Origin of the sequence: Pseudoalteromonas sp. SIMBA_162 (genome assembly GCF_046535955.1) — a bacterium.
Taxonomy (GTDB): domain Bacteria; phylum Pseudomonadota; class Gammaproteobacteria; order Enterobacterales; family Alteromonadaceae; genus Pseudoalteromonas; species Pseudoalteromonas marina.
Window position 1 is genome coordinate 108,207 of the sequence record NZ_JAWJBQ010000001.1, and the last position, 25,781, is coordinate 133,987.

General features: G+C 39.2%; 21 protein-coding genes and 1 riboswitch. Of the genes, 9 read left to right on the plus strand and 12 right to left on the minus strand.

Annotated elements, in window-relative coordinates; genetic code table 11:
• Positions 1-178 precede the first annotated feature (178 nt).
• The gene (locus R0J88_RS00455) at positions 179-2,035 is read right to left on the minus strand and encodes a TonB-dependent receptor plug domain-containing protein (RefSeq protein WP_410898723.1); all 1,857 of its coding nucleotides are present in this window, start codon (positions 2,033-2,035) and stop codon (positions 179-181) included.
• 191 nt (positions 2,036-2,226) lie between these two features.
• On the opposite strand from R0J88_RS00455, the gene R0J88_RS00460 reads away from it, so the two are divergent.
• Positions 2,227-2,718 carry a peptide-methionine (S)-S-oxide reductase gene (locus tag R0J88_RS00460; protein ID WP_410898724.1) on the plus strand — a complete coding sequence of 164 codons (492 nt, stop codon included), beginning with the start codon at positions 2,227-2,229 and terminating at the stop codon, positions 2,716-2,718.
• A 20-nt stretch (positions 2,719-2,738) separates the two neighbouring features.
• Here the strand turns inward: R0J88_RS00460 and R0J88_RS00465 are convergent, their stop codons facing one another.
• The 5 genes from R0J88_RS00465 to R0J88_RS00485 form a co-directional block, all read right to left on the minus strand.
• Positions 2,739-3,536, minus strand: coding sequence for a methionine sulfoxide reductase (locus R0J88_RS00465; protein WP_410898725.1), 798 nt, complete (start codon positions 3,534-3,536; stop codon positions 2,739-2,741).
• Positions 3,537-3,601: 65 nt separating this feature from the next.
• Positions 3,602-4,153 carry a DUF4136 domain-containing protein gene (locus R0J88_RS00470; protein ID WP_008132113.1) on the minus strand — a complete coding sequence of 184 codons (552 nt, stop codon included), beginning with the start codon at positions 4,151-4,153 and terminating at the stop codon, positions 3,602-3,604.
• A gap of 135 nt (positions 4,154-4,288) precedes the next feature.
• Entirely contained in the window at positions 4,289-7,063 is a 2,775-nt protein-coding gene (locus R0J88_RS00475; RefSeq protein ID WP_410898726.1) for an ATPase, read from the minus strand.
• On the minus strand, positions 7,060-7,608 hold the full coding sequence (locus R0J88_RS00480; RefSeq protein WP_008132116.1) for a condensin complex protein MksE: 549 nt from the start codon (positions 7,606-7,608) through the stop codon (positions 7,060-7,062). The genes R0J88_RS00475 and R0J88_RS00480 overlap by 4 nt, the downstream gene beginning before the upstream one ends.
• Positions 7,609-7,613: 5 nt before the next feature.
• Positions 7,614-8,900 (minus strand): hypothetical protein, encoded by a 1,287-nt coding sequence (locus tag R0J88_RS00485; RefSeq protein WP_410898727.1) that lies wholly within the window; start codon positions 8,898-8,900, stop codon positions 7,614-7,616.
• Positions 8,901-9,119: 219 nt separating this feature from the next.
• Here R0J88_RS00485 and nhaD point away from each other — a divergent pair, with 219 nt between their 5' ends.
• The gene (gene nhaD, locus R0J88_RS00490) at positions 9,120-10,367 is read left to right on the plus strand and encodes a sodium:proton antiporter NhaD (RefSeq protein ID WP_138739811.1); all 1,248 of its coding nucleotides are present in this window, start codon (positions 9,120-9,122) and stop codon (positions 10,365-10,367) included.
• Positions 10,368-10,477: 110 nt separating this feature from the next.
• A riboswitch (Lysine riboswitch) is annotated at positions 10,478-10,650 on the plus strand.
• A gap of 75 nt (positions 10,651-10,725) precedes the next feature.
• Entirely contained in the window at positions 10,726-12,105 is a 1,380-nt protein-coding gene (gene lysC / locus R0J88_RS00495) for a lysine-sensitive aspartokinase 3 (RefSeq protein WP_410898728.1), read from the plus strand.
• Here the strand turns inward: lysC and R0J88_RS00500 are convergent.
• Entirely contained in the window at positions 12,102-12,851 is a 750-nt protein-coding gene (locus R0J88_RS00500) for a 4'-phosphopantetheinyl transferase family protein (RefSeq protein WP_410898729.1), read from the minus strand. The genes lysC and R0J88_RS00500 overlap by 4 nt on opposite strands.
• A 140-nt stretch (positions 12,852-12,991) precedes the next feature.
• Between R0J88_RS00500 and R0J88_RS00505 the strand changes: the two genes are divergently transcribed.
• Entirely contained in the window at positions 12,992-14,314 is a 1,323-nt protein-coding gene (locus tag R0J88_RS00505) for a sodium-dependent transporter (RefSeq protein ID WP_410898730.1), read from the plus strand.
• A gap of 4 nt (positions 14,315-14,318) precedes the next feature.
• Here the strand turns inward: R0J88_RS00505 and R0J88_RS00510 are convergent, their stop codons facing one another.
• From R0J88_RS00510 to R0J88_RS00520, 3 genes are all read right to left on the minus strand, one after another.
• Positions 14,319-14,993 carry an NYN domain-containing protein gene (locus R0J88_RS00510; protein WP_138739808.1) on the minus strand — a complete coding sequence of 225 codons (675 nt, stop codon included), beginning with the start codon at positions 14,991-14,993 and terminating at the stop codon, positions 14,319-14,321.
• 86 nt (positions 14,994-15,079) lie between these two features.
• Positions 15,080-16,066, minus strand: a complete 987-nt coding sequence (locus R0J88_RS00515) for a 2-hydroxyacid dehydrogenase (protein ID WP_410898731.1) — start codon at positions 16,064-16,066, stop codon at positions 15,080-15,082.
• A 95-nt stretch (positions 16,067-16,161) separates the two neighbouring features.
• Positions 16,162-16,713, minus strand: coding sequence for a glutathione peroxidase (locus R0J88_RS00520; protein ID WP_010556305.1), 552 nt, complete (start codon positions 16,711-16,713; stop codon positions 16,162-16,164).
• A 121-nt stretch (positions 16,714-16,834) separates the two neighbouring features.
• Here R0J88_RS00520 and R0J88_RS00525 point away from each other — a divergent pair, with 121 nt between their 5' ends.
• On the plus strand, positions 16,835-17,716 hold the full coding sequence (locus tag R0J88_RS00525; protein ID WP_410898732.1) for an NAD(P)-dependent oxidoreductase: 882 nt from the start codon (positions 16,835-16,837) through the stop codon (positions 17,714-17,716).
• Between the two features lie 163 nt (positions 17,717-17,879).
• Here the strand turns inward: R0J88_RS00525 and sbcB are convergent, their stop codons facing one another.
• On the minus strand, positions 17,880-19,325 hold the full coding sequence (sbcB, locus tag R0J88_RS00530) for an exodeoxyribonuclease I (RefSeq protein WP_410898733.1): 1,446 nt from the start codon (positions 19,323-19,325) through the stop codon (positions 17,880-17,882).
• Positions 19,326-19,537: 212 nt separating this feature from the next.
• Between sbcB and R0J88_RS00535 the strand changes: the two genes are divergently transcribed.
• The 4 genes from R0J88_RS00535 (at position 19,538) to R0J88_RS00550 (ending at position 24,460) form a co-directional block, all read left to right on the plus strand.
• Positions 19,538-22,489 carry a COR domain-containing protein gene (locus tag R0J88_RS00535; RefSeq protein ID WP_410898734.1) on the plus strand — a complete coding sequence of 984 codons (2,952 nt, stop codon included), beginning with the start codon at positions 19,538-19,540 and terminating at the stop codon, positions 22,487-22,489.
• 178 nt (positions 22,490-22,667) lie between these two features.
• Complete coding sequence (locus R0J88_RS00540) at positions 22,668-23,072, plus strand: hypothetical protein (RefSeq protein ID WP_410898735.1); 405 nt, start codon at positions 22,668-22,670, stop codon at positions 23,070-23,072.
• Between the two features lie 306 nt (positions 23,073-23,378).
• A complete protein-coding gene (locus tag R0J88_RS00545) occupies positions 23,379-23,786 on the plus strand; it encodes a hypothetical protein (RefSeq protein ID WP_410898736.1) in 408 nt (135 codons plus the stop codon).
• A gap of 146 nt (positions 23,787-23,932) precedes the next feature.
• Positions 23,933-24,460, plus strand: coding sequence for a M23 family metallopeptidase (locus R0J88_RS00550; protein WP_410898737.1), 528 nt, complete (start codon positions 23,933-23,935; stop codon positions 24,458-24,460).
• Positions 24,461-24,760: 300 nt separating this feature from the next.
• On the opposite strand, the gene R0J88_RS00555 is transcribed toward R0J88_RS00550, so the two are convergent.
• Complete coding sequence (locus tag R0J88_RS00555; RefSeq protein ID WP_410898738.1) at positions 24,761-25,708, minus strand: sodium-dependent bicarbonate transport family permease; 948 nt, start codon at positions 25,706-25,708, stop codon at positions 24,761-24,763.
• Positions 25,709-25,781 lie beyond the last annotated feature (73 nt).

Here is a 25,781-nt window from a genome sequence, read left to right on the forward strand (position 1 = left end):
TTTTTCAGACATAAACGTAAATCAATTAAGAAAGCGATATGAGGTTAGGTTTACTCATTTACTCCTCACTCATTTCTCTTTGTGCAATATATTTTGCCTAAAAGTCGTTTTTGTATAAACAAGCACAGCGTTTACAAACCAAAATATACATTGAGTTTGTAAACGCCGGCTTTATTTATTACCAGCTATACGTTGCACTTAACGTATATTGCTCACCTCGCCCTGGTGTGCCGGGTATTTCTTCAAACGATTCATCCCACACATTGTCTGCAGCTAATGTAATAAATAAATTATTAATAACGGTTGGCGTAATTTTTAGCGACAATTGCGTAAATAACGCGGTGTCATTACCATTGCGTAGTGCGTTTTCGTGCTGTTTTCGCCACTCGTTATCAACCCTCATTTCTATTAGGTCGTTTGGTGTCCAAATTGCACCTAAGGTAACACGGTGATCAGGAAAATTTAACGCGTAAAAGCTGGCGTCGATATCTGCATCACCATAGTTTTCTGACTTATTTAAGTAGGTGTAGCTTGCAATGAGCTCGGTTGTATCAAAATACTTAGTCGCAAAAAATTCAACGCCGGTGGCGTCTATGTCTACCGGATTAGCAAAGCGGGCAGAGCTAGAGTCAAAACTAAAAGTCCAATCGGTTAAGTTGTTATCCTCTCGGTAAAAAACTGCTGAATTAAGCTGCCAGGTTTGCTCTTGTATTAAATAGCCAAGCTCTAGGTTTTTAGTTGTTTCGCGCCCAAGGTTGTAATTACTTCTAAATAACCCGCCTTGATCACTGCCACCAATAGCGGTGTAGCCTGCAACTTGGCTCGCTTGCGCATACGATAAGTAAACGGTTTGCTCAGAGCCATCACTGTTTTGAGTGTTTAGTGAAATATCGCCAATGAGCGATAACTCAGAGTCATCTCGGTTTGTGTCGTCAAAAGCAGCACCTAGGCGAAGTGTTAATAGCTGGTTTTGTTTAAGGTCGATTTTATATTCAGGTAATACGCTCAGTTTGTAATAAGTGCGTGAGGTAAAATTATTCTCAAGTGTGGTCGACTCTATTTCATCTTCAATATATTGCGCTGAATAATTTACTGCAAACGCGGTGTTTTGTGCATGGCTTCCTGATATCGCAATCGATTTTACTTTAGTTTCATGAAAGGCTTCAAAAGCGCTTGGATTCTCACGAGAAAATACATAATGGTCGTTGTGTTTTCTGTAATAGGCAGATACTTCAAAATGACTATTATCTGCGTAATTTTGCTGGTGGTTAAGCATGAGTAAGCGGGTTTCTAGTTCTTCTGTTTCGTTTACGCCAAATGGCGTGTACATATTTGGCCAACCAAAAAACTTTTCTTGTGAGCCATACAGCACATCGGTTTGCGAATCCGAACCTATTAACTGTATGCGCGCTGAGGCGCGATTAAAATCGTGATCGCCGTTTTCTATTGAACCGTCGCTTTGTGAATGAGAATATTCGCCCTCAAAGCCAAGCTGCCAATTTTTAGCATCGTCGACATCGGTACTTATTCCTGCGTAAATACTTTGTAAGTTAAAGTTGTTTGTACCGGTACCAGCAGAGACATTGCCACCAGTTGTGATGGGTTTAAAACCAAACGAAATCGATCCCACAGAGCTGTTCATTCCGTTTAAGGCATTGTCGGCTCCGGTTAAAATGTAAGGTCCAGTTAGCATTTGCGGTGCAATTGGGAGCTCAGCAACGTAATGACCTGTTTGAGGGTCTAGTAGGGTAGCACTGCCGACTCTAAACCCTGTGTTTTCGAAAATACCACCACGGATTGTTACATCAGCTTGGGCTTCTGCCATATTACGTGATTGTAAATCAACACGAGGGTCGTATTCTAAATTAGAGACGGGGGAGTCAAAGGTACCAACGGGTAATTTATTTGCCGTGGCCGATGCCTCAACAGTAATTTGTTCTATTGCTGTTTCGGTGTTGCTTGTAGCTTGCGCATAAGAAAAAGGTGTAACGCTGCACAGCAGTGCAGAAAATATAAAATGCTCAGTGCGATTCATGCTGTATCTCATAATGTGTTTGGGCACTAATAAAAACTATATAAAGCGGGTGAGCTAGCTTAATTTAGTCAGTGCAATTTTGTGCGCTATTATACAGTAATTATAAAAATCTGCATTTGATAATCATTTGTATAATTAACGCGTTACAATACACATGTATTTTTAATTAACTTTATTGAGTTAGATAAACGATGACAGTTCAGCAACACAATACACTTTATTTTGCCGGCGGCTGTTTATGGGGCGTGCAAGAGTTTATGAAACATTTACCCGGCGTTATAACCACCCAAGCAGGGCGTGCTAACGGCGCAAGTAATACCACGCAAGGAGAATATGATGGTTATGCCGAGTGTGTGAAAGTAACGTTTGACTCAAGTGTTGTTTCACTCAATCAACTGTTTGACTATTTTTTTGAAATTATTGACCCCTATAGTATTAATAAGCAAGGGGAAGATGTAGGCCCAAAATACCGGACGGGCATTTATAGCAGAAGCCAAAACCATTTAAATATTGCACGCAATTATATAAATAAGCGCAGCGATGCCGATAAAATTGCGGTAAAGGTGGAGCAGTTAACCAATTACGTACCAAGCGATCCAGAGCATCAAGACCGTTTAACTAACCATCCCGATGATTACTGCCATATACCACTAGATTTATTGTATAAGTATAAATTGTCATAGAATTATACTTGGATTATAGGTCACTCAGGCCTTTCAAAGCGATACAATTTAAATGAGCCAGTTTGAAGTGTTGTACCTTTGTGGTTTGAATACATATAGCCTTTGAGTTCTCGGTTGTCTTTATGAATAATTAGTTTATTTGCGAAGAGTGGATTGCTGGTCGTGATTTCCAGTACGTTGTCTTTTTCTTTAATATCTTGTGGCATAAACGTGGTACTGACTATGCCATCACTTATAAAATAATTGAAATATGACTCTTTATTGGGATGAAATTCAATACTTGCGAGTTTCTGATTGCCGTCTAAATTTAATAATCCTATCCAAAAACCATATAAGCCTGACTTTTCTATTGTTGCTAACTTATCTATTTTAGAGCGGTATTTATCTATAAATGTATGAACGGTAGATTGCCGTTCTTGTTTTTCCAACCGGTAAGTTTTTGACATGACAAAATTATCTTCTGTATTAGAATAAATTTCTAATACCTCAAATGAATTATCTAAAAAACGGCTTAAAATTAATGTAAATTGCAGATGTTCTTTATTAGGGCTAATAAGTGTAATAGTGCAATTAAGGCGACTGCATTTAATATCGTTATTATTAAACGCAATTGATTTATTTCTATGAAATGCACTGGCGATATTTGCAATGATTAAACGATGTTCTCCGTTTTCTTTTATTTCCAGTACATTGTATTCAAAATTATTTTTGTAAATGCCTTGCCATAAACCCGGTGTTAATTTTAAATTTTCCGCATGTGCGGGGATCGAAGCAAAAAAAGCGAGTAGAGTGACTGTAAAGTACTTTAAAAATGCCAAGGTATGAGTCCTTTATTAACAAAAAAGCTCACATTCTGTGAGCTTTTTAAAAACTAACTTCAAACTTACTGCTGCTTTTGCGGCGGGAAGTTACTTAAAATATTTGCGACTGTTTTCTTAATTGACGCTTCGCGTTGCTCAGGCGATTGTTTTTTCTTTAAACGGCCTTCTTTAGCACCGCGCCATATTAGTTGATTGGATGCACTGTCTACAATATCGATAACCAATGTACCCACTTCGTATTCACGCGCTGTTGTGTCTCGTTGAAAACCAGTACCCCAGTAACCCCAACGGTTACTGTAACCAGTATTAAATGTATCTACTTCTAATTCTTTATCTACCGACGCATGATAGTTAACAAGTACGTCAGCTTGGGCTGGATCTACTAATGTCATACCAAGGGTGTTTGTAAGCTCATTATTTACCGCAGTACGCACACGTTTTTCCATTAAACCGTTAATTTGGTAGTTGTTGGTGTCTTTAGTTAAACTCGCGTTTTCTACCCAAGCAAATGTTTTAAAATTACTAAAGTTAGCTGATTTATCGTAATCCCAATCTGGGGTTTGAGTACAAGCGCTAAGTAGTGCTAGTGCTGCAACAATGAGTATATTTTTCATTACGTTTGCTCCAATAAAATGCATTACCTTAAAATAACACACCTTATATAAATGTGTATTATTAAAAGGTTCTAAAAATTAGTTTAGTGTGATGAACATGAATGACTAATTAATACTAATTAGCCACTCAAAAATTTAATGCTCTACTTCTATCCAATCTTTTTCATCTACCCAGTTTTGTGCGCCATCTTTTACCGAACGAATCGGCACAATGTAGTCACAACTTATTTGCGGCTTAACTGAGGCAAATATTGGCACAAAGCCAAAGCTTAGTGCGGTTTCTATAATTGCTTTTTGGTTTTGCGGGTCAATGTCGGCCGCTTCATCAATATAAATAGGTATACGGTACAGGTTTTGTTCCTGATCGCTTAATAAGTAACGAATAAACAACATGCCACACAATAACTTAATAGTAATACGTGTGCCATTTGAGCCGGCTGAGTCTATTTTTTCAAAGTGTTCGGTTTCACCTGCGCGGTTTACCACTTCAAAACGAATATCGAATAAGTCAGTTAATGTAAGGCCTGCTTTGTCTGAGGCGAGCTTTATCAGGTGATCTTTTGCTTCGTTTACCGCGCTTTCGCTGTAAGGTTCTTGGCTCAGTAAATCAAGCGTGTCGCCTTGCTCAAACTGATGCGACGTACTGATAATGGTATCAATACTATCAACTAGCATTTTGCGCGGTATTACGTTAATTTTAAACGCTTGCAAGTTAGAAATACGGTGCTGGCTTATGCCTTTATTAAAGCTGTTCATTTCCCGGCGAAGGCGGTCTAAATCTTCACGCAAGCCCTTAATCGTGGCGGCTACTTCGGTTAGTGCCACGCGGCCTTGGCGCTCAACCGCATCGCGCTCGTTATCAAGGTTATGAAATGCGCTAATCAACTTTTGGTATTTAGTAAATTCGTCGGTTTCGTTGTCGAACTTAGTAATGCCTGCGTTATATACGTGCAAATAGGTATTACGCACGTTTATGTCAAAGTTGCGAAGCTCTTGGCAGTCTTTATTAAAGTGATGTACTAGGTCGCTTAAGTTATCAAAGTCGACTGTTATATCAATCATGTACGGGGTCACTTTACCGCTGTATAAATCAAGCGTGTGATCAATTCGCTCACTTTTAACTTGGCGAAGGCGCTCGGTTTGGCGATTAATTTGCTCTTGCTTAGATTTAATTAACGAGCGTCTGTCTGCAATTGAGCCACTATTTTTTTGAATGTCTTGCAGGTAATCGTCAACTTGTTCGCGCTCTGCTAATAATTGCTCTTTTAGCATGGCTTGCGCGTCTACCGACTGCTGCATTACTTCAAATTGCTCTAAACGTTTTAGTGCTCCCTCAAGACTCATTAGTTCATCGTAAAGTGCGTCTTTTTCTTTTTGTTTATCGGCAACATTGGCTGCCACTTCGCGCTGTTGTTTAAACTCTTTTAACGCGTGTTCAAGCGCACTTAACTGCGCGGTTAATTGCTCTTTGTTTTCGCCGCTTTGCATTTGTACTGGCGAAAGCTTTTTAAGTTTAATACTTGCGCCTGGCAAAGTAAGCACACCGCCTTTAACGTTATCGCTTAATAACGATAAAAATTCCCCAAAGGCATCTTCGTCATCAATGGTTATATCGCCATTAGTGGTGGTGGCAAACGAGAGAAGGTCGGGGTTCAAAATGCGTGATATTTCTTCCACTTCTTTAAGCGATAGGTCTTCGCGCATACGGGTGAACAAATTAAACTCCAGGTTTTTAAGCTGCAGTTTTAAGCTTTTAATTTGTTTTTGCGTTTCGCTAATGCGGTAATCAAGCGTGTGCAAGCTTTGCCCTTGTGCGCTGGTAATAGAGTGCGAAAGCGACTCGTAGTCTTGTTTTAGTTGGCCAAGGCTAGTTTTAATTGTGGCTTTATTTACCAGTTCAAACTCGCTTTTAAGGGCGCTGTAATCTAAAAACCATTGCTCAATTTGAGTTTGTTTGCGCTCTATATCGCGCGATTGCTGTACGTATAGGCTTTGTTTTTGCTCAAATTCGTGCTTTTCGTGTTCAATGTCTTCAAGTGCTATACCAAGTTCACTAAGCTGCTCTTCTTGGTAAGTGTCAAAGTCAATGAGTGCTTGGTCAATTTTAGGCGCGTACGCTGCTAATTTACCTTTAAGCACGGTTTGATTTTCAAGCATTGATTCAAGTGCGCTTATTGGCTCTTGCATTGATTCAAGGGCTTTTAATTCGCGCTTAGCCCGGTTTACTTTGTCAAACGAGCGACGCCATACTTCATAAAAATCAACCTTTGAGTTTGACATATGGCGCTCAAACACTCGCAGCATAAAGCGCTTAACATCGCTTGCGCCCAATTTGTGTAAGTTAAGAATACGCCTAAAAATTTCTTTATAAATGGCGGAGTCTTGCACGTTATTAAGTGGGATCATTTTTAAATTAATGTCGCCGTCAAAGGGCGTTGCGCCGCCGGTAAGCAGGGCGTTTAGCTCTTGTGCTTTTAACTCAATAGGATTGTAATTAAGCGACTTTAAATGATTAAACAGCTTGGTAAATTTAATTATGGTATTACCTTGCGTGTACTGTTCTAAGTCGAGCTTGCCCTGATAACAAAAGTACTGGTGCGCGTAACCGGCTATTTTACCCAGACCCGCTACACCAATAACCACCGAGCCATGGGGGAGGTTAGCTTCAAGTAAAATGTACGACTGATCCGATGAAAAATAAAACTTACGGGTTTCATCTAAATCGTGCCCGTCCCATTCGGTTAGGCGCAAATCGTTTATAAGCGGAAATTGTAGGGCGTTTATAACCGAGCTTTTACCGGTATTATTTGGCGCACAAATAGAGCTGCTTTTATCCAGCGGGATCACACACTTTGCATAACCTGCGGTATTAAGTAGGGCGAGTTTACTCAGTCCGTATAAGTTGTTCATTCCTCGTCCTCCGTCATGTAGGTTTCTTCGTTTACTTCCATTAATGCATCAATGTAGCGGTGAATAGGTGCTTGTAGCATAAAGCCGCCTTCTACTTCACGGGCAAGACCTAAACGAACCATACGTAGGTAAACATCTTTTCGTAAATCTGAGCCCGAAAATATCTCAAGCTGATCAAACAAGTGCTTGTTTATTTGCACTAAGGTTTGCATCAGTTCTAAATCGTTTACTTCATCAAACAGGGCGCGCATTGGGTCTTTACCGGTATTGGCAAAGTGCTCAATTAAAATGTAAATAGTGAGTGCGATAGCGCGAGATATTTTACCCATATTTGGCGTACTTTCGTCGCTGGCAAAATAGTAAAAGCCACGGCTATCGTGTTTTATGTCGTGGCCTAATGCGGTAAATAGTGCGCTGTAAGATTCAATGTGTTGGTCGAGTTCTTGCCACATAACGTTGTCTTGTTCGCAAATGTGGTAACCCGCAGTTAATTTTTTATTGATTGCTTGCAGGTGAGTGAGTTCTTCTAGGTTTATATGTGTCATGGTAATTACTTATCTGCCTTAGTATTAGGCTGAGTTGCTGAATCTGATGCCTGAGAATTAAATGGGTAAAGTGAAAAGTGTTGGCCGGCAATTTTAACTCGGGCTTTTTCATCGCTTTGACTAATTTCAATGTCGCTATCACTGACTAATTTTTGATATAAAAAGAGCATTTCGTCGGCGTCTAAGTCGGGATAGCTTTCATCTAAAAATTGCAGCAGCGGCTGTGGTTTTTTACGTTTTTTGTTAAAGCGTTTAGCAAAGCTTGTTTTTACATCGTTGTAGTCAGGAATGTTAGGCGTTACAAATGCGGGTACATCTTGTTGTTCGGGAAGTTGATATTCTTCGTGTTCAAATTCTACCAAGCTTGCCATGTACGCGACAATATGGCGTTGTTGCCCAAGCGAATAACGCTGAGAGTCGGTTACAAAATTAGGTTGTACAGCGCTTAGCATGTTATCTACGCCATTTTTACGCACAAGGCCGAGCACTTTGGCAGCTTGGCGTGTAACTAAGTTATTTCGGCGTAGCTCTTCGCGCAGGGGCATGAGCATATCGGCACTTTTACGTAAACTCTCTCGGCCCATTAGGTTCATTTCGAGTATGCGAGTTCGTAGCTGTTCTAGCATGCGTTTGTCGGTGTATGCTTTACCAGAGCGTTCAATAAATTCGATTTGTTTACTGATTTGCTGCTCTATTATTGTAAAGCAGGCATGAAAATCGCCCCTAATATCGACCATTTCAAGCATGGGCTCTATGTATTCGTCAAAGGCTTCGATTACTGATTTGTAGCGTTTTTGTAGTGATTGCACCGCATTGTTTGATTTAGCTTGTTCAACAATATTTAAAATGGCGTTTTCGTTGTGCGCGTAAAGTTTCATTATTTTACGTACCCGATCATCCATAATACGGCTAAATCGGCGTAAATCGTCAAAGTCTTCCATGCTACCAGCGTTATCTAAACGATTACCTAAACGGGCAAGATCGTCTACTAACACGCTAATTTCTTGTGCTAAGCCCAAATGCTCTTCTTGCAGTAAAAAAGTAGCAAAGTCAGCAATTGCACGGTTAATTTCAAGCTGTGATGATTTAGCCAGTGGAATTAAAATATCTTGATTGAGCAAACGGTTTGTTTCTTTGTAAATGCGCTCGTTGTTCCACGTGGGTTGTTTTTGTTTTATCGCATTTTGCACGTCTTTTAGGCTAAAGTCGGCCATTTTAAAACGTTTAAATAATAGCTCTAAAACTGCCCAATGTTCGCTAAGGGTATTTAGTCGCTTTTTAGCTGGGATCATAAGGTGTTACAACATCCTAGTAATTTATTATTGAGAATTTAGAAGCGTCTCATTATTACGTATTCTAATTAATCTAGCCTGTATATGGTATTCGTTTTTAAGACTATTTAATAATAGTTTTTGTATAGCCGCAGTGCTAACATTCGCGCCGAAAATAGGCACGTCGAGAGGGACTTTGCGTGTGTTCTTTAAAACAATATCAAAGGTTATTTAATACCCATGGTTTCCACGATTATTCTAACCCTGATAGCGATCGGATTTTTATTGATTGTTATAGAAGATATCATCCATGTAAATAAAGCTAAAACCACGCTTTTTTTTGGCACGCTTTGCTGGATCCTCCTGTTTATTTTCCCTTTGCATGGGCAAAGCCCAGAGCAAGTACAAGAACTCCTTAACGAAAATATTTTAGAGATAGCATCGCTGTGGTTGTTTTTAATGGCCGCCATGACCTTTGTTGCTTATTTAAACTCAAAAGGGTTTATCGAAAATATTGTGCACAGAGTAATGCCAACAAGTATTAGCGAACGCAAGCTGATGTTTTTGGTTGGGGTATTTGCCTTTTTGTTTTCGTCGGTTTCAGACAACGTAACGGCTACGTTAATATCGCTTGCTGTAGTTATGTCGTTAAAACTACCGCCTAAAAAGCTTATAAAATATGCCACACTTATTGTGTTTGGTGTTAACTCCGGTGGTGTGTCGTTAATTACCGGTGACGTAACAACCTTAATGATATTTTTAGATGGCAAGGTAACCATTGCTAACTTATTACTGCTTATTGCGCCTGCATTTATGAGCGTTATGCTTTTAGCTGCAATGCTAAGTATTGGCATGAAAGGGGATGTAACCTTTTCAAAGTCTGGAAAAAAACGCATAGAAAAAACCGATATCACCATTGCAGTTATTTTTGTATCTACAGTTATAAGCATACTTGCGCTGAGTGTAATTTACAGTGTACCGCCTTTATTAACTTTTTTATGTGGTTTATCAATCATGTTTTTAGTGGCGCAATTTTTAATGCGCAAAAAAGACATAAACAAAAACATTATCGACTACGTACGCGACATAGAATACGACACCTTACTGTTTTTCGTCGGGGTTTTATTATTGGTAGGTGCATTAAAAGAGATTGGAATGCTAAGTAAGTTTACCGACCTTTACACCGTTATGGCGCCACAGTATGCTAACTACTTAATGGGTATTTTGTCGGCCGGGGTTGATAACGTACCGCTCACTGCTGCTTTACTAAAAGCTAATATAGTAATGAGCCAACAAGATTGGTTATCGTTTACTTATGCAACCGGTGTTGGCGGATCTATGCTAATTATTGGATCGGCTGCGGGTATTATTGCTATGAGTAAAGTAAAAGAGCTAACTTTTATGAGTTACTTACGTTTGTCGCTCTATTTGTTAGTAAGTTATACCGTGGGTTATGCGGGCGCGTATTACATGGGCGGGTTTGTTTAAGTTTTGCTTAACAAACCGCATTAAAACGCTTGACAGCTAGACGTCTAAACGTTAACTTTCAAACCCCACTTTATAGTGGGGTTTTGTTTTATTAACCATTGGTTAATACAACATTCAGAAGAGGTGCGATACTTAGGTATTTAATGGTAGGTGACGAACGCCCATAACCATTAAAGAGGGAAGTACTCGCCGAGAAAACCAACGTTACGTCGATGTTGTTTTTCGGTTTATGGGGCTGAATCCTCAAAACTGTCACCAATCTAGGTGGAGAGCTTCTGGCAGTGGATTTACCTTCAAGCATTCACTTGCCAAGTTCTTCTTGTTTTATCGCGGTTTGGATACCGCAAAAGGAGACTAAATGACTACCCAATCAGTGCCGCAAACAGTATCGGACGTTAAATCAGATTACATCGTTGCCAAATTTGGCGGAACCAGTGTGGCTAACTTTGATGCGATGAGTCGTTGTAGCGAAATTATTGTTGCCGATAAAAGCGTGCGTATTGTCGCTGTGAGCGCCAGTGCCGGCGTAACTAATCATTTGGTTGCACTGTGTAAATCAAGCATTACCCCTAAGCAGCGCCAAGAACACATTGACGGCGTGCTAGCCATTCAACAGGCTATTTTAGATGAGTTATCGCTTGATGCCGATTTAGCCGTAGGTTTTAACGAAACGTTAAAAGCATTCCAAACGCTAGCGCTTGAAACACTGACAACTGATCAGCAGCACGATGAGTTACTTAGCTTTGGTGAGCGTTTATCGTCGTATTTATTTGCGCAAGTGCTGCGTTTAAAAGGGTTAAATGCCGATCGCTTTGATGTACGTCAAGTACTTAAAACAGATAGTCAGTTTGGAAAAGCAACGCCAAATGTAAGCGCAACAGCACAAGCTGCTAAAGAATATTTGATCCCACTGTTAGATGATCAAGTTATTGTAACCCAAGGTTTTGTTGGCAGTGACGAATTTGGACAAACAACAACGCTTGGCCGTGGTGGGTCTGACTACAGTGCCGCTTTACTTGCTGAGGCAATAAACGCCAAAAGCGTACATATTTGGACTGATGTTGTGGGTATTTTTAGTACCGATCCGCGATTATGTGTAAAGGCATCGCCCATTGCTCGCTTAAGCTTTGATGAAGCCGCTGAAATGGCTACCTTTGGTGCAAAGGTATTGCATCCAGCTACTATTTTACCCGCTAGCCGTAGTCATATTAATGTGTTTGTTGGATCAAGCCGCGAGCCTGAACGTGGTGGTACGTGGATAGAGCGTGAAAAATCGCAGCAGCCAGGAATTCGCGCGGTAACCCAACGTAAAAATCAAATTTTGCTCACCCTTAAAAGCCCTGAAATGCTATTGGCTAGTGGCTTTTTAGCCCGTGTATTTACTATTTTAAGCGAGTTTAATATATCGGTTGATTTGGTAACTACGTCTGAAATTAGTGTAGCGATAACGCTTGATAATGCACCTAACGCGTCGCGCCCAGAGCTCGACCAAGCGTGTTTAGATAAGCTTGCTGAATTTTGCCATGTGTCGGTTGAAAACAACTTAACACTGGTGGCACTTATTGGCTCTGAGATTCAACTTCGCCAACACGAAATGAACTTAATGCAGGTATTAAGTGACTTTAATATTCGCTTAATTTGTCATGGAGCAAGTAAACACAACCTATGCTTTTTAGTCGAACAAAGTGAATCTGATAATGTGGTTCAGGCTATTCATAGCCGGTTATTAGAGGCTTAACTAGTAAGCGCCTTATCGGTTAATAAAAAGCACCGCCAGTCGGTGCTTTTTTTATGCACTAAGGTTAAATCAAACGTCTCTGTTTGCGTGTTTACTACTTGGCTACTTGCGGCCAAGCTTACTAAGGTTAATTCGTTAAATACGTTGGGGCTAAGTAATTTGGCAATAGGGCGACTAGTTGCTTTAGCTAATGACTCTTTTAATGTCCAAATTCTAAAAAAGGTATTGGCTTGGCTTTGCGTATTAGGTTGAGACGTAATTAATGTAACTTCGTCTGTGTGGTAAAAATGCTTGGCTAGTTTTTCAAACGGGCGCGTTAAGCTAATTTTTTCAAGGTCGAAGCCAAACGTCTCGCTTTCTAAATTTAAAGCAACCCCAACAAAACCATGAGAGTGCGATATACACGTATTAATAACGCACTCGTTAATATGCAGCTCTAATTTAGCTGTGGATTGGTTAAAGCTTGTGTTAATGGCATTTAATGGCACATTTGAAAATTCAGGGAGGGTAGATTTTACAAGCAATTTTAAAAGTAAACGGCTTGCTACATATTCTTTTTTAGCTATTTGGTTTTTACGGCGGTTAATAACGGTTAATTCAAATTCGCTGAGTAAGCTCGCCAAGTTGTAATTAGCCAAACTAAGTGTATTAGCGTCGAACAACAAAACGGTACTTTTGCCTTTAGGTAAATTGGCAAAATCTGTTGGCGTTATGGTTAAGGCGTTATTAAAAAAATGTGCGGTCATATCAGCTCAAAAAGTAAAAAGTCGTTGTTATTGTGAGCAGTTAACGCGACAAACAAAGGCTGAATACAATTTTATTACTCAGCTGGCATTAAATATGGTTTAATTCACAACAATCAAAATAATAACAGATTTGTAGATGTATGGCACAAATGCGTGATGGGTTTCAAAGCCGACTTGGTTTTGTTTTAGCCGCTGCTGGCGCGGCAGTGGGTTTGGGTAATATTTGGGGATTTCCTACACAAGCTGCTAATCATGGCGGTGGAGCATTTTTACTCGTCTATTTTCTGGTTATCTTTTTATTGGCTTTACCGGCGCTATATACCGAGCTTTATTTAGGCCATAACGCACAAGCAAACCCGGTAAAAGCGCTGGGTGACGCATGGCAAGATAGCAACCGTAAAATAGGCGCAGCTGCGGGCTATATTGGCCTTGCGGGCGCTGTAGTCATGTTGAGCTTTTATTCAATTGTGGCAGGCTGGATGCTGTCGTACGCAATTGAGCCTGTTACAACGTTTGTTGGTTTACACAGTGTGAGCGAGTTTTTACACAGTGACTCGCAAGCCCGTAATTTTGTATTTACACCATTAATGCTTATTTTAACGGCCTGTATTATTTTAAAGGGTGTTAAATCGGGTATCGAAACGTGGTCGCGCCGACTTATGCCTATGCTATTGGTGTTACTTGTTGCGCTAATTGCTTATATAGCCACTTTGGATGGCGCAAGCGAAGGTTTTGCAGCGTATTTAATGCCTAACTTTAGCCAAATACTCGATCCAAATTTAATTATTGCCGCTATGGGACAAGCGTTCTTTTCGTTGTCGTTAGGAGTGGGGTGTATGATGATTTACGGCTCGTATTTACAGCCTGATGCCAATTTGCCAAAACTAACGGCAAGTGTTGCATTACTTGATACGAGCGTTGCATTTTTAGCTGGTTTACTTATTATTCCGGCTATTTATGTTGCACAGCATAATGGCGTTGAGGTATTTAGTGGCGGTAAATTAATAGGTGAAGGACAGCTTATATTTGCTATTTTACCTGAGCTTTTTAATACCATGGGAGAAATAGGGTTACTGGTTGGTTTATTGTTTTTTGTTTTGATGTCGATAGCGTCTGTGACCTCGACTATTTCGTCTACTGAAATTCCGGTTGCGTTTTTAGTTGAAAACCACAATGTAAACCGCACTAAAGCCACGTGGTTGGTAAGCCTAGTGGTTTTAATATGTGCGAGTGCAATTATAGTAAACTTCGATTGGTTATTTGGTTTAGTTATTATGGTGTTTACTCAGTACCAACTCCCGTTAATGGGGTTATTTTATTTTATAACGGTTGGCTGGGTGTTCAAACGAGGTAATAAGTTACACCAAGCTAGCACCGGCGCACATTTTTGGTTTGCCCAGTATATTCGTTTTGTATGCCCAATATTAATGACCTTGGTGTTTGCAAACGTCGCGTTTGGTTAATGACTTAATGCAACGAGACTAAAAAGCCTCCGTCGGGGGCTTTTTGCATTTTAAAATGCTGATCGTGATATTTAAAATATTGATATAGCTTACTTACGCCTAGCTGCTTTTTTGTAATGTTGAATATTCGATGAAGATAGGTACCAACATCCACTGTTTCAGAGAGTCCAGTTTTTGCATGTTGTGTGTTCTCAACGGCTTCTTTCACCAGTGCTAAATGGTAGGTATCAACAGAGGCAATACTTTTATTTTTTACTTTAGGTATGGTGCTTTGTTTACCTAAAATATAAAAATCATCAAAATAGTGTTTAGCGCTCGCTGTATTATTACCAAACCCTATTACTTTTTTACCATTTCGTCTTAAAAAGTGCACTAGCGCAGCAAAGTCAGAATCAGATGACGCTATTGCAAAAGTGTCAATCGGCGAGACATACAATGACTCCATAACCCCGACAGTTAACGCAATATCGGCAGCATTACTTTTAGATTTTACAAGTTTTTCTTGGTACACCATTTCTATAGCAAAGCGCGAGCATATATTCACCCAAGGTTTCAGCTGCACAGCCCCAAAGTTGCCATATGCTTTTTTAACCTCAATATGTTCAAACTTAGCCATTATTTGCTCTATATATTTATGGCTTATATTTTCTGCATCTATGAATAACGCTGTTTTTTCCATTTAAACACCTGCTAAAAAAGCCATTAAATATAACTAATTGATACCACTGCAATGCATATTTTGGCAAGTGTAAATGGCTATAAATGTTAATTTTTAAAAACGGAGTTAGTAAGCGGTTTACTCTGTTCAACCTCAAGAGCATTTGTAATGGTGGTGTTTGCTATTTCGTTGAGCGCTTCTTGAGTAAAAAAGCCTTGATGCCCGGTGATCAGGACATTTTTAAAACCAACTAAACGAGAAAATATATCGTCTTGGTTTATTTCGTCGCTGTGGTTTTTAAAAAACAGTTCGGATTCTTGCTCGTATACATCTAGTCCTAAGTAACCTAGTTTTTGTGTTTTAAGTGCTTGTATGCAGGCTTTGCTGTCGAGTAATGCACCACGTGAGGTGTTGATAAGCATAACGCCGGGCTTCATTTTAGCGAAAGCATGTTCATCGATTAAATGATGGGTTTGATCGTTTAGTGGGCAATGCAGCGAAATAATATCGCTTTGGGTAAGTAACGTGTTTAGGTCGGTAATGGAGTAGTTACCCGGTATTGCATTTGGGTCGCACACTAAAACGTTTGCGCCAAATCCATTGAGTATATTACACAGTGCTAAGCCAATTTTTCCGCACCCAATAATGCCCACTGTTTTGTTGTGCAAGTTAAAGCCAAGTAACCCATTTAGATCAAAGTTGTCTTCGCGCACGCGGTTGTAAGCTTTATGTGTTTTTCGGCTCAGTGTAAGCATAAGCGCAATACAATGCTCAGCTACGGCTTCGGGACTGTATGCTGGTACACGCAAAACATGAATGTTATGTGCTTTTGCCGCATCTAAATCAACATTATTAAAACCGGCACAGCGCAGTAATATAGTATTTACACCTTGGGCTGCTAATAGCTTTATAACTTGAGCATTAACTGTATCGTTTACAAATACACACACTGAATTGTAATTGCTTGCTAACACCGCAGTTTGCTCGTTAAGCGACTGCTCAAAATAGGTTATTGCTAAGTTATTATGAGTTGCAATACTCTGTTCAAAAAAAGGTTTTTCGTACTTTTGTGCGCTAAAAAAAGCAATGTTCATGGTGTGGCTCCAACAATTTGGTGCGTTTAAAATAGTTAACCTGTTTAAATTAAACTACGTTACTGCCATGTGCTCAAGTAGCGATTACTTTTTATTTACAGCGCTGTGCGCCTATTTAAAGCAGACATAATGGGTGTTGCTTTTATGTCACTTGGTTCAACGGCTTTCTGTAGGTGTGTTTCGATAACCTGTTTAAGTGTTTCAGGTTTAGTACGCGGTGCATAGCGTGCGACTAATTGCCCCTGTGAGTTAATTAAAAACTTTGTGAAATTCCATTTCACTGCACGGTTTTGTGAAATACCGCGGGTATGGCATTTTAAATAGCTAAATAAAGGGTGAGCGTCTGGGCCATTTACCATAACTTTACCAAATACTTTAAACGAAACACCAAACTGCATTTGGTAAAAATCTCTGATAGCTAAATTATCAAGTGGCTCGTTTTGTCCAAATTGGTTACATGGGAATGCAAGTACCGTAAAGCCACGATCCTTGTACTCTTGGTATAGCTTTTCGAGAGCATTTAATTGCATTGAAAAACTACATTTACTGGCTGTATTGACAATGAGTACGGTTTTGCCTTTTAACTCGCTTAAAGAAAAATTCTCACTGTTATAAAGTGGTGCATTAAACTGATAAATACTATCCATTGGTTACCTACTTAATTTCCAATTGGTGGAAATTTTACAAAGACTTTCATTCGCTTTTTTGTTGGCCGGTTGACATAATCGGGACCTAGTTTCTAAGTTAGCAGTTAAATAGGTCATTTTTATGTCAATGAAAGTCGCATTTATAGGTTTAGGCGTAATGGGTTACCCAATGGCGGGGCATTTAGCCAATAAAGGGCATAGCGTATGTGTATTTAATCGTACGCAATCAAAGGCGCAAAGTTGGGCTGAACAGTACAAAGGAAGCGTTGCAGATACCCCACGCAAAGCTGCTCAAGGCGCTGATATTGTGTTTATGTGTGTGGGTAACGACGACGATTTACGTTCTGTAGTTTATGGCGACGACGGTGTTTTGGCGGGTATGTTACCGCATACCATATTAGTTGATCACACAACAACCTCTGCAGAAGTTGCCCGTGAAGTAGCTGCAAAAGCGGCGCTGCAAAATATTGACTTTATCGATGCGCCAGTGTCCGGCGGACAAGCCGGAGCAGAAAATGGCGTTTTAACGGTAATGGCTGGTGGCAATGAAGCTGTATTTGCAAAAGTACAGCCTGTAATGGCGGCGTTTAGCCGTTTTAGCCAATTGTTAGGTGGCGTAGGCTCGGGCCAGCTTTGTAAAATGGTTAATCAAATTTGTATTGCCGGTGTTGTACAGGGTTTAGCCGAGGGCTTACATTTTGCTAAGCAAGCAGGGCTTGATGGCGAAAAAGTAATTGAAACCATTTCTAAAGGTGCTGCAGGGTCGTGGCAAATGGAAAACCGTTACAAAACAATGTGGGCAGGTGAGTACGAGTTTGGCTTTGCGGTAGATTGGATGCGTAAAGATTTAGGTATCGCACTTGATGAAGCTAAAAACAATGGTGCGACGTTGCCAATGACTGCAACGGTCGACCAATACTACGCTGATGTACAAGCACTTGGTGGCGGCCGATACGATACTTCAAGCCTACTTGCACGAATAGAGGCGCTGCATAAAAAATAACTATGTATGTGTTTTAAATTAAATAGGTTTCGCGTTTAACGTGTAGACGCTAAGCTTGCTTGCGTGATGGGCGAAGCCCATAATAATTTAAACAAAAACGCGACGATTGAGTAATTAAAGCGTCGCGTTTTTATATGCGCTGACCAATACGCTTAAAGGAAAATTACATGCTTTGCGCGTAGTTATAAAGCGCTTTTAAAATGGTCAGGTTTTTTTCGCTGTCGTCGTGTTCATGGGCCAAGTTTTCAAGGGTGATCATAAAATCTTGTGCGCTAATTGAGGGTTGATCCTCCCCGTGCATTAACTTGTTTTGACAATACTGGCGCCATTGATCAAGTTCTTGCTGGTTGAGTGTTTCTGGCCAGTTTCGCGCGCGGTATCTAAACAGTAATGTATTGAACTTTTTATCTTCAAAATCTAAATTTAAACCCGCTAGCTCGTCTGGCTTAGCATCGCGAATAATCGCAAATTTAGCTTTATCGGCATGGCTGGTAAAACCATCGTAAAGTAAGTAATCAACGTTAGTGGTCGCGCTGTAATCGCCTTGCTCGTTAAACACTTCAGTGACTTTATCGCGAAGGTCGGTATTTGCTTTTAAAATAGCTAAATTAGCGAGGCACTGCTCGCGGTCAATGCCTAAACGGGCTGCGTTTTCAGGCAATAATGTTTTTGCAGGCGCTAAAATAGGGCACTTGTTTAAATGCACCAGTTTTAAGCCAACAGGTAAATCGCCCTCGGCTAAATCTACGCGTTTGGTGTATAAACGTTTACGTAATTCTTCTACATTTAAATCAAGTAACACTTGCGGACTTTGGGTTAAATCAAAGCAAATAACCGCGTTTTTATTTACCGGATGAAAGCTCATAGGCGCCACCCACGTTGTACACCCTTGCGTTGCAGGAATACGCGATGAAGTATGTACCAGCGGCGTCATGTTAAATACATCAACCAACTCGCCAAGCGCTTTTTTATTCCGCAGCCCAAAAAAGAAGTTATAGAGCTTAGGCTGTTTTTCTTTTATTAGCTTAGCCAGTGCAATAGTGGCAGTTACATCGCTTAGCGCATCGTGCGCAGCGGCGTGTTCAATACCATTAGCTACTGTTAAATGTTCTAACTTGAAACTTGGGCTACCGTCTTCTTTTAACGGCCATTCAATACCTTCAGGGCGAAGCGCATAACACGCACGGACCAAATCAATAATATCCCAGCGGCTATTATTGTTTTTATATTCACGCTCGTACGGGTCGTAAAAGTTACGATAAAAGCTATAACGGCTTACTTCGTCATCAAACCGAATACTGTTATAACCTGCCACACAGGTGTTTGGCGAACTAAATTCGGCATGAATTTTTGCTATAAACTCAGCCTCAACCAAGCCTTTTTTCATCGCCACTTGTGGCGTTATACCCGTAATTAAACATGCTTCAGGGTGGGGCAAGTAATCCGCTTGCGGCTTACAATATTCAATAAGCGGCTCGCCAATAATGTTTAAATCAAGATCGGTACGAATACCCGCAAACTGGCTCGGCTTATCCTTTTGAGGGCTCGCCCCCCAAGTTTCATAATCGTGCCAATAGATTGTTGCTTGATTTTGCTCTTGATATGCCATAGTAAACCCTGAGTAGTTAACTTAAAAGCGCCTAAATATGCGCCAAGTTACTAAAATAATGAATTATTTAGATTATGGCATATGGACGAGGGAGTTTATAGGTTTGGGTGATAAATCAGTATATGGATAAGTCCTAGGCAAGACGTGACCCAATAGTTTCTTTTTACTGGTTCTGATATATTCAAAATACAAGAACTAGGGACAGCAAAGATATGACCGCTAAATCAAGTACTAGAAAAAGTTTACCAAAAAGTAAAAAAGAGTTTTTACCTTTGGTACAAAATTTATTTCAGTTAAGCGATTCTGAAAAAGCCTATAATCATGAGTTCACAAATTTTCCAATTGACGATAAGGGCGGTGCTTTTTCGGTTAATAATAAAGGTGAACTTACAGGCTTGATATTAAAAACTACTGAAAAACCTAACTTAGACTGGGATTTAATATCAAAATGTAAATTTTTAGAGGTTTTACATTTAGAGGGTTTTAAACTTGAGCATGTTCCAGACGAAGTTTTTGCAATAACAGGACTAACCAATTTAAAGCTCATTAATCTCCAACTCAAAGAAATACCAGAAAATATTTGTAATTTAACGTTATTAGAATCTTTAGATGTTTCTAATAATGAAATATTCGAATTACCAAAAACTACACTAAATCTAATAAATTTAAAAAGAGTAACCTTAGATGATAATAAGTTTACTCTTTTTCCTGAAGTGATTTTCAACTTTTTTAACCTAAGGGGGTTAAGTTTATGTAACAATAGTATTGAATTAATCCCTTCCGGTATCGCATGTCTGAAAAAACTCACCTTACTGGATATAAGCTTTAATCGCTTATCAGCATTACCAACTGAAATTTTTGAACTAAAAAGGTTAGTTATTTTAGCGGCTAATAATAATAGTATAAATGCTATACCTGAGGCGATTGGATATTCTGATGAGTTAGAGTTTTTAAATTTTTCAAGTAATAGGATTAAAAAGGTACCTGATAGTTTACTAAAATTAGAACGTCTGTTTATGTTTGATATTGAAGATAACTTAGTGTCTATACCAGATCTTTCTTTTCATAAACTTGAACCTAGTGAAAAAATACAAACTTTATTAGCTATCCAAAGTAGTAAATCCTCCCAATTGAAACAGGCAAAGGTTTTAGTTGTTGGTGATGAGAGGGTTGGAAAAACATCTATTATCAATAGGATGCTTGGTAATCCACATAATGAGAACCAAACGTCTACACAGGGAATCGATATATCGAGTTTAGACTTTAACGAATACAAAGCTCATATCTGGGATTTTGCAGGTCAAGAACTTACTCATCAAACCCATCAGTTTTTTTTGACCGAACGAAGTCTATACCTTTATGTAATAGATGCCCAAAAAGAAGATAACCAAGCCAGAGATTTACACTGGTTTAATACAATAAAAAGCTATAGTGAAAATTCCCCGATAATTGTAGTCGTGAATCATTGCGACCAAAATTTAAACTATCAATTTGATCTTCAGAGGTATCAAAATACTTATCAAGTGGTAGATGTAATTTATACAAGTGCTTGTAATTTGAACTCTTTATCCGATGACGTTAAGCATAAAATAGGCGATTCAATAGATAAGTTAAATAAATCTATTTCAAGGCAGCTTCCAAAACTTCCAGGTATTGAAAGGCAGATACCTGAGAGTTGGCACATTGTAAAAAGTGCAATGGAAACTTTTAAAGAGACACAAAATGTTATTGAAAAAAATATTTATGAGGATGAGTGTGAAAAAGCCGGTGTATTGGGCTCTCCTTTGCAAACTGCATTACTTAAAATTTTAAACAGTATAGGAACTGTTATTGCTTACCCAGATGATTTTAGGTTAAAACTTACGCAGATATTGAAGCCTGAATGGGTGACAAACGCAGTTTATAAAATAGTCCGAAGCCCCGCCAAAAACCCGGGGCTATATACCGAGGAAGCTATAAGTGAAATTTTAAAAGATGGTTATTCACACCCTCAACAGCAATGGCTTATTGATTTATTAATTAAGTTCGAGTTAGGATTTCGTGTCTCAAATTTTGATTTGTTAATACCTATGAGGCTCCCTTCTGTAATGCCTGAATTTGACAAAAGTCGTTATCAGCAAGGATTAAATATAAGGTTTAATTATCATAGGGTTGGTTTATTAAAATCAAACGTACTACCTCAACTTATAGTTCGCATGCATCCATATGTTGACGAAAACACAACTAAGTATTGGAGGCATGGGCTATTTTTGGCCCACGGTGGCTGTCAAGGTGTAATTATTTCGGATGAGCCTAATCAATGTATCGATGTTTATTTATCAACAAGAGATGAAGATGCTAGAGCATTATTGCAATGGCTGCGATCAAATTTACAAAAGATAGAACATTCACAAATACAAGCAAATGAGAGTGAGGCACTTCCTTATAAAGAAGAAATTACGATTTATGATGAAAATTACATTTCTCCCATCGGTTATGTCAATTATGAAAAAGTTGAACGTGCTCAAAAAAAGGGCAAAAAGACAATTGAGGTTGAAGTTCAGTATCCTGAAACTGGGAAAGTCGATGATATTGATATTGAGGTAGCTCCACTTCTCGGATTATATAAGGCACCTGAGCTTTCATATAATATTAAGGGCTTAACAGATGTCATTGTAAACATTCTTCTAAGACTTACTGACTTTCGCTCTAAAATAATCAATGAAGAAGAAGATGATATAAATGACAGGCTAAGAGAATCTCTTATTTCTAGTGGTTACTCTGTAAAAGATCAGTCAAGGGGTGGTTTTAGTGGTAGTGCTATGGGGGTAGGTGAACGCGATTTAGTCATGATGAATCAATTTGGCCAACAAGCTACACTTATAGAAGCTATGTGCTTGAACAGTGTAGTAAAAAAGACAATTAACACTCACTATGACAAGCTTATTAATAACTATAATACACAAGGTAATTCATTTGACTTTTTAATCACCTATGCAAAGGTTAAGAATACTAATAGTTTTTGGGATAAATATCAGCAAAATTTCAATAACATCCGAGATTTCAGTAGTATGCACACAGATAAGTCAGTACTTAAAGTAGGGCACAGCTATATTGAGATGAATGGAAGTACGGAAGGTCGAAAAATAGTTCATATTGTAATTAACTTTGGTGTTAAACCATAGATATTTGAATTGTGTTGCGTAAAGCGAGCATCAGCTTTATGCAATGCATTAGACTAAAGTCTATAGGTTAGATTTCTTCACTTATTAGGTTTGTTTTTATCGTTTGTCGGTTTGATGGGAATTCTCTAAAGTTCAGTTGTCGGCAACAAGCACGACTTAACCAAACAGGATTATGACCATGAAAACTTTTATCAAAACTATCGCTCTTAGCTCTCTACTTACTTGTTCAGCTGCTGCAATGGCTGATCAAAGTGATTACAAATTAATGGTTATCGAAACTGCAACAGCGCCACAGCCACTTGAGCAATCTTTTAACAGCTGTGCACTTAATGTTAAGTCAAAAAACTATGCACAAGCTGAAGAAGTTTGTACTAAAGCAATTGCGCTTTTAAAGGATGCTGACGCACCACGTTTTAAAGTACGCCAGCTTACTTCATACGCACTAAGTAACCGTGGTGTTGCGCGTTTGAAATCGAATAACGAAACAGCAGCTTTAGCCGATTTGTACGAAGCTAACGAAATGTCTAACAGCACTATGGTATCGCACAACTTAAATCGCGCTAAAGAAGAGCTTTCTTTATAAGCTTTTAGCAAGCACATTTTAAAAAAAAGCCCCAGCTAGGTTTAACCTGCTGGGGCTTTTTTGTATCAGCATTATTGTAGTTTGTACGATTACGTGCTTATTGCTAAGAGTAATTGCATTACCCATAGTTTATTAAATGTAAGTACCTAAAAAGTTGGTATATTTATAATGATGTTAGACTAAAGTCTATAGGTTAATTTTATTCACTTATTGAGTTTGTTTTTATCGTTTGTGAGGTTTGAGCTTTTACTCTAAAGTTCAGTTGTCGGCAACAAGCACGACTCACTTAATTAGGAAAGGCAAACCATGAAACGTACACTTTTAAAAACCATCGCTCTTGGCTCATTATTAACTTGCTCTGCAGCTGTAATGGCTGATTCAAGTGACTACAAATTAATGGTTATTGAAGCGCAAACTGCGCCATTGGCACTTGAAGAGTCATTTAATAGCTGCGCACTTAACGTTAAATCTAAAAACTACGCACAGGCTGAAGCTATTTGTACTAAAGCAATTGCACTTTTAAAAGATGCAGACGCACCACGATTTAAAGTACGCCAGCTTACCTCATTCGCGTTAAGCAACCGCGGTGTAGCGCGTTTAAAAGCGAACAACGAAACGGCTGGTCTTGCTGATTTATACGAAGCTAAATCAATGTCTAACAGTACAATGGTGTCGCACAATTTAACACGTGCTAAAGAAGAGCTTTCTTTATAGTAAGTATTACCATAGTGAAAAAGCCGATGTGAGAGTGATCTTGCATCGGCTTTTTTGTGTTTACTGTTTTTTAAAGTGCTCATTATCTATTCATCATTGCGGGTCAATAATACATTTAATTGTTTAACTCAAAGCAGAATCCTATTTTGAAGCCCATAAAAATATTACTACTCAGCTTGGTCGCTATTATATTAACCATAGTGCTAGCCCTGTTCGTTTTACCTGAAAAAATCATTAATCCCGTATTAGGGGCAACACCTAAAGATTGGAATCATGCTACTTTTTGGTATGAGCCATGGGGGAAGTCCGGTGTTCATAAAGGCATTGATATATTTGGTAAAAAAAATACGCATGTTGTTGCACCGGTTAATGGGGTTGTTGTGTTTAGCGGTGAGCTTAAAAGAGGCGGTAAGGTAGTTGCTATACTCGGGCCTAAATGGCGGGTGCACTATGTAGCGCATTTAAATAGTTACAGTGTAAGTGAAGGTGACATTGTGAAGTTAAATGAAAATATTGGCTTACTGGGTAACACAGGAAATGCAGCGGGTAAGCCACCTCATGTTCATTATTCAATTGTGTCTTTATTTCCACTACCTTGGCTTGCAACAAGTGAAAGCCAAGGTTGGAAAAGAATGTTTTATATCAACCCACATACAAAACTGATTAGCCGGTAATGGTCAGTGACTAGGGTCTGTTGATCTTTGCGGATTGAAATTTATTCAAACTAGGCGCTATTTAATCGAGGCGCGAGGTTTGTAACCTAGTGGGCTAAGTAAAAACTGAGTTACAAAGAGTAAATAGCCCCTAGGAAGAACCTCTAGGGCAACGCCTGTTTGGCATTAATGCTACGTTATCGCCAATTTATGGGGAATAACCACACTACATAGGCTCTGCCTTGCCTAAATACCAAACAGACTGCTGCAAATTTAACCTTGAAAGGTCAACAGACCCTAATAAATAATACAAATTTTTAGTTATTGAATAGCTACAGCAAGCTGATGATAAAGGCCAATACCTACGATTACATTGAACGGAAAAGTAACACCCAGCGAGCTAAGCATGGCAAGGCCTATATCGGCTTTAGGAATAGCGGCTTTGATTGCTGCAGGTGCTGCAATGTAAGAGGCACTGGCTACTAAGCTACCTAGTATAACCACTGAACCAAGTTCTAATCCTAATAAAGTACCTACGCCCACACCTACTGTGCCCAAACATAGCGGGGTAATAATAGCAAAAGTGGCTAATTTCCAATGTTGCCAAGGGAAAGGGCGCAGTGTTTGTGCAGCTACTAATCCCATTTCTAGTAAAAATAAAGCGAGGACTACTTTAAAACTGCTTGTTAATAAGCTGGTAACCTGGCTGCCTTGCGATGTGCCGTACATCATGCCAATAATTACACCACCCACTAATAAAATAACACTTTTGTTTGTGAGGGTTTCGTGCCAAAGCGCTTTTAATGAGAGTGCATTTGTTTGGCCTGGGTCTTTATCGAGCTTGCGATAAAGTAATAAGCCAACAATAATAGCGGGAAGCTCTAGCATAACTAAATAGAGCGTTACCTCAGCGCCAACGGCTAAATTTGCAGATTCGGCATACGCTAACGCAACTGCGAACGTACCTGCACTCACCGAACCATAATGCGCTGCAATACTTGCGCTGTTAGCCACCGATAATTTAATAACGTATTTTAAAATGGGGTATAGCATTAGCGGAATAAGTGCACCTAAGAGCATCACTGTGCCCATTTCTGGTAGCAGTTGCCAGCTTAAATTGCCGTGAAGTACCATGCCGCCTTTTAAACCAATAGTTAGCATGAGTAATAAGCTTAGTGTTTCGTAGGTTGCTTTAGGAATGGTTAAATCAGAGCGTAATATTCCCGCTACTAATCCTAAAATAAAAAACATAACAACTATATCAGGCACAACATTTCCTTTTAAATATGAAATTAAGTGGCGCTATTGTATTTAAAACTTTGTATAGTAAATAATAAAATAA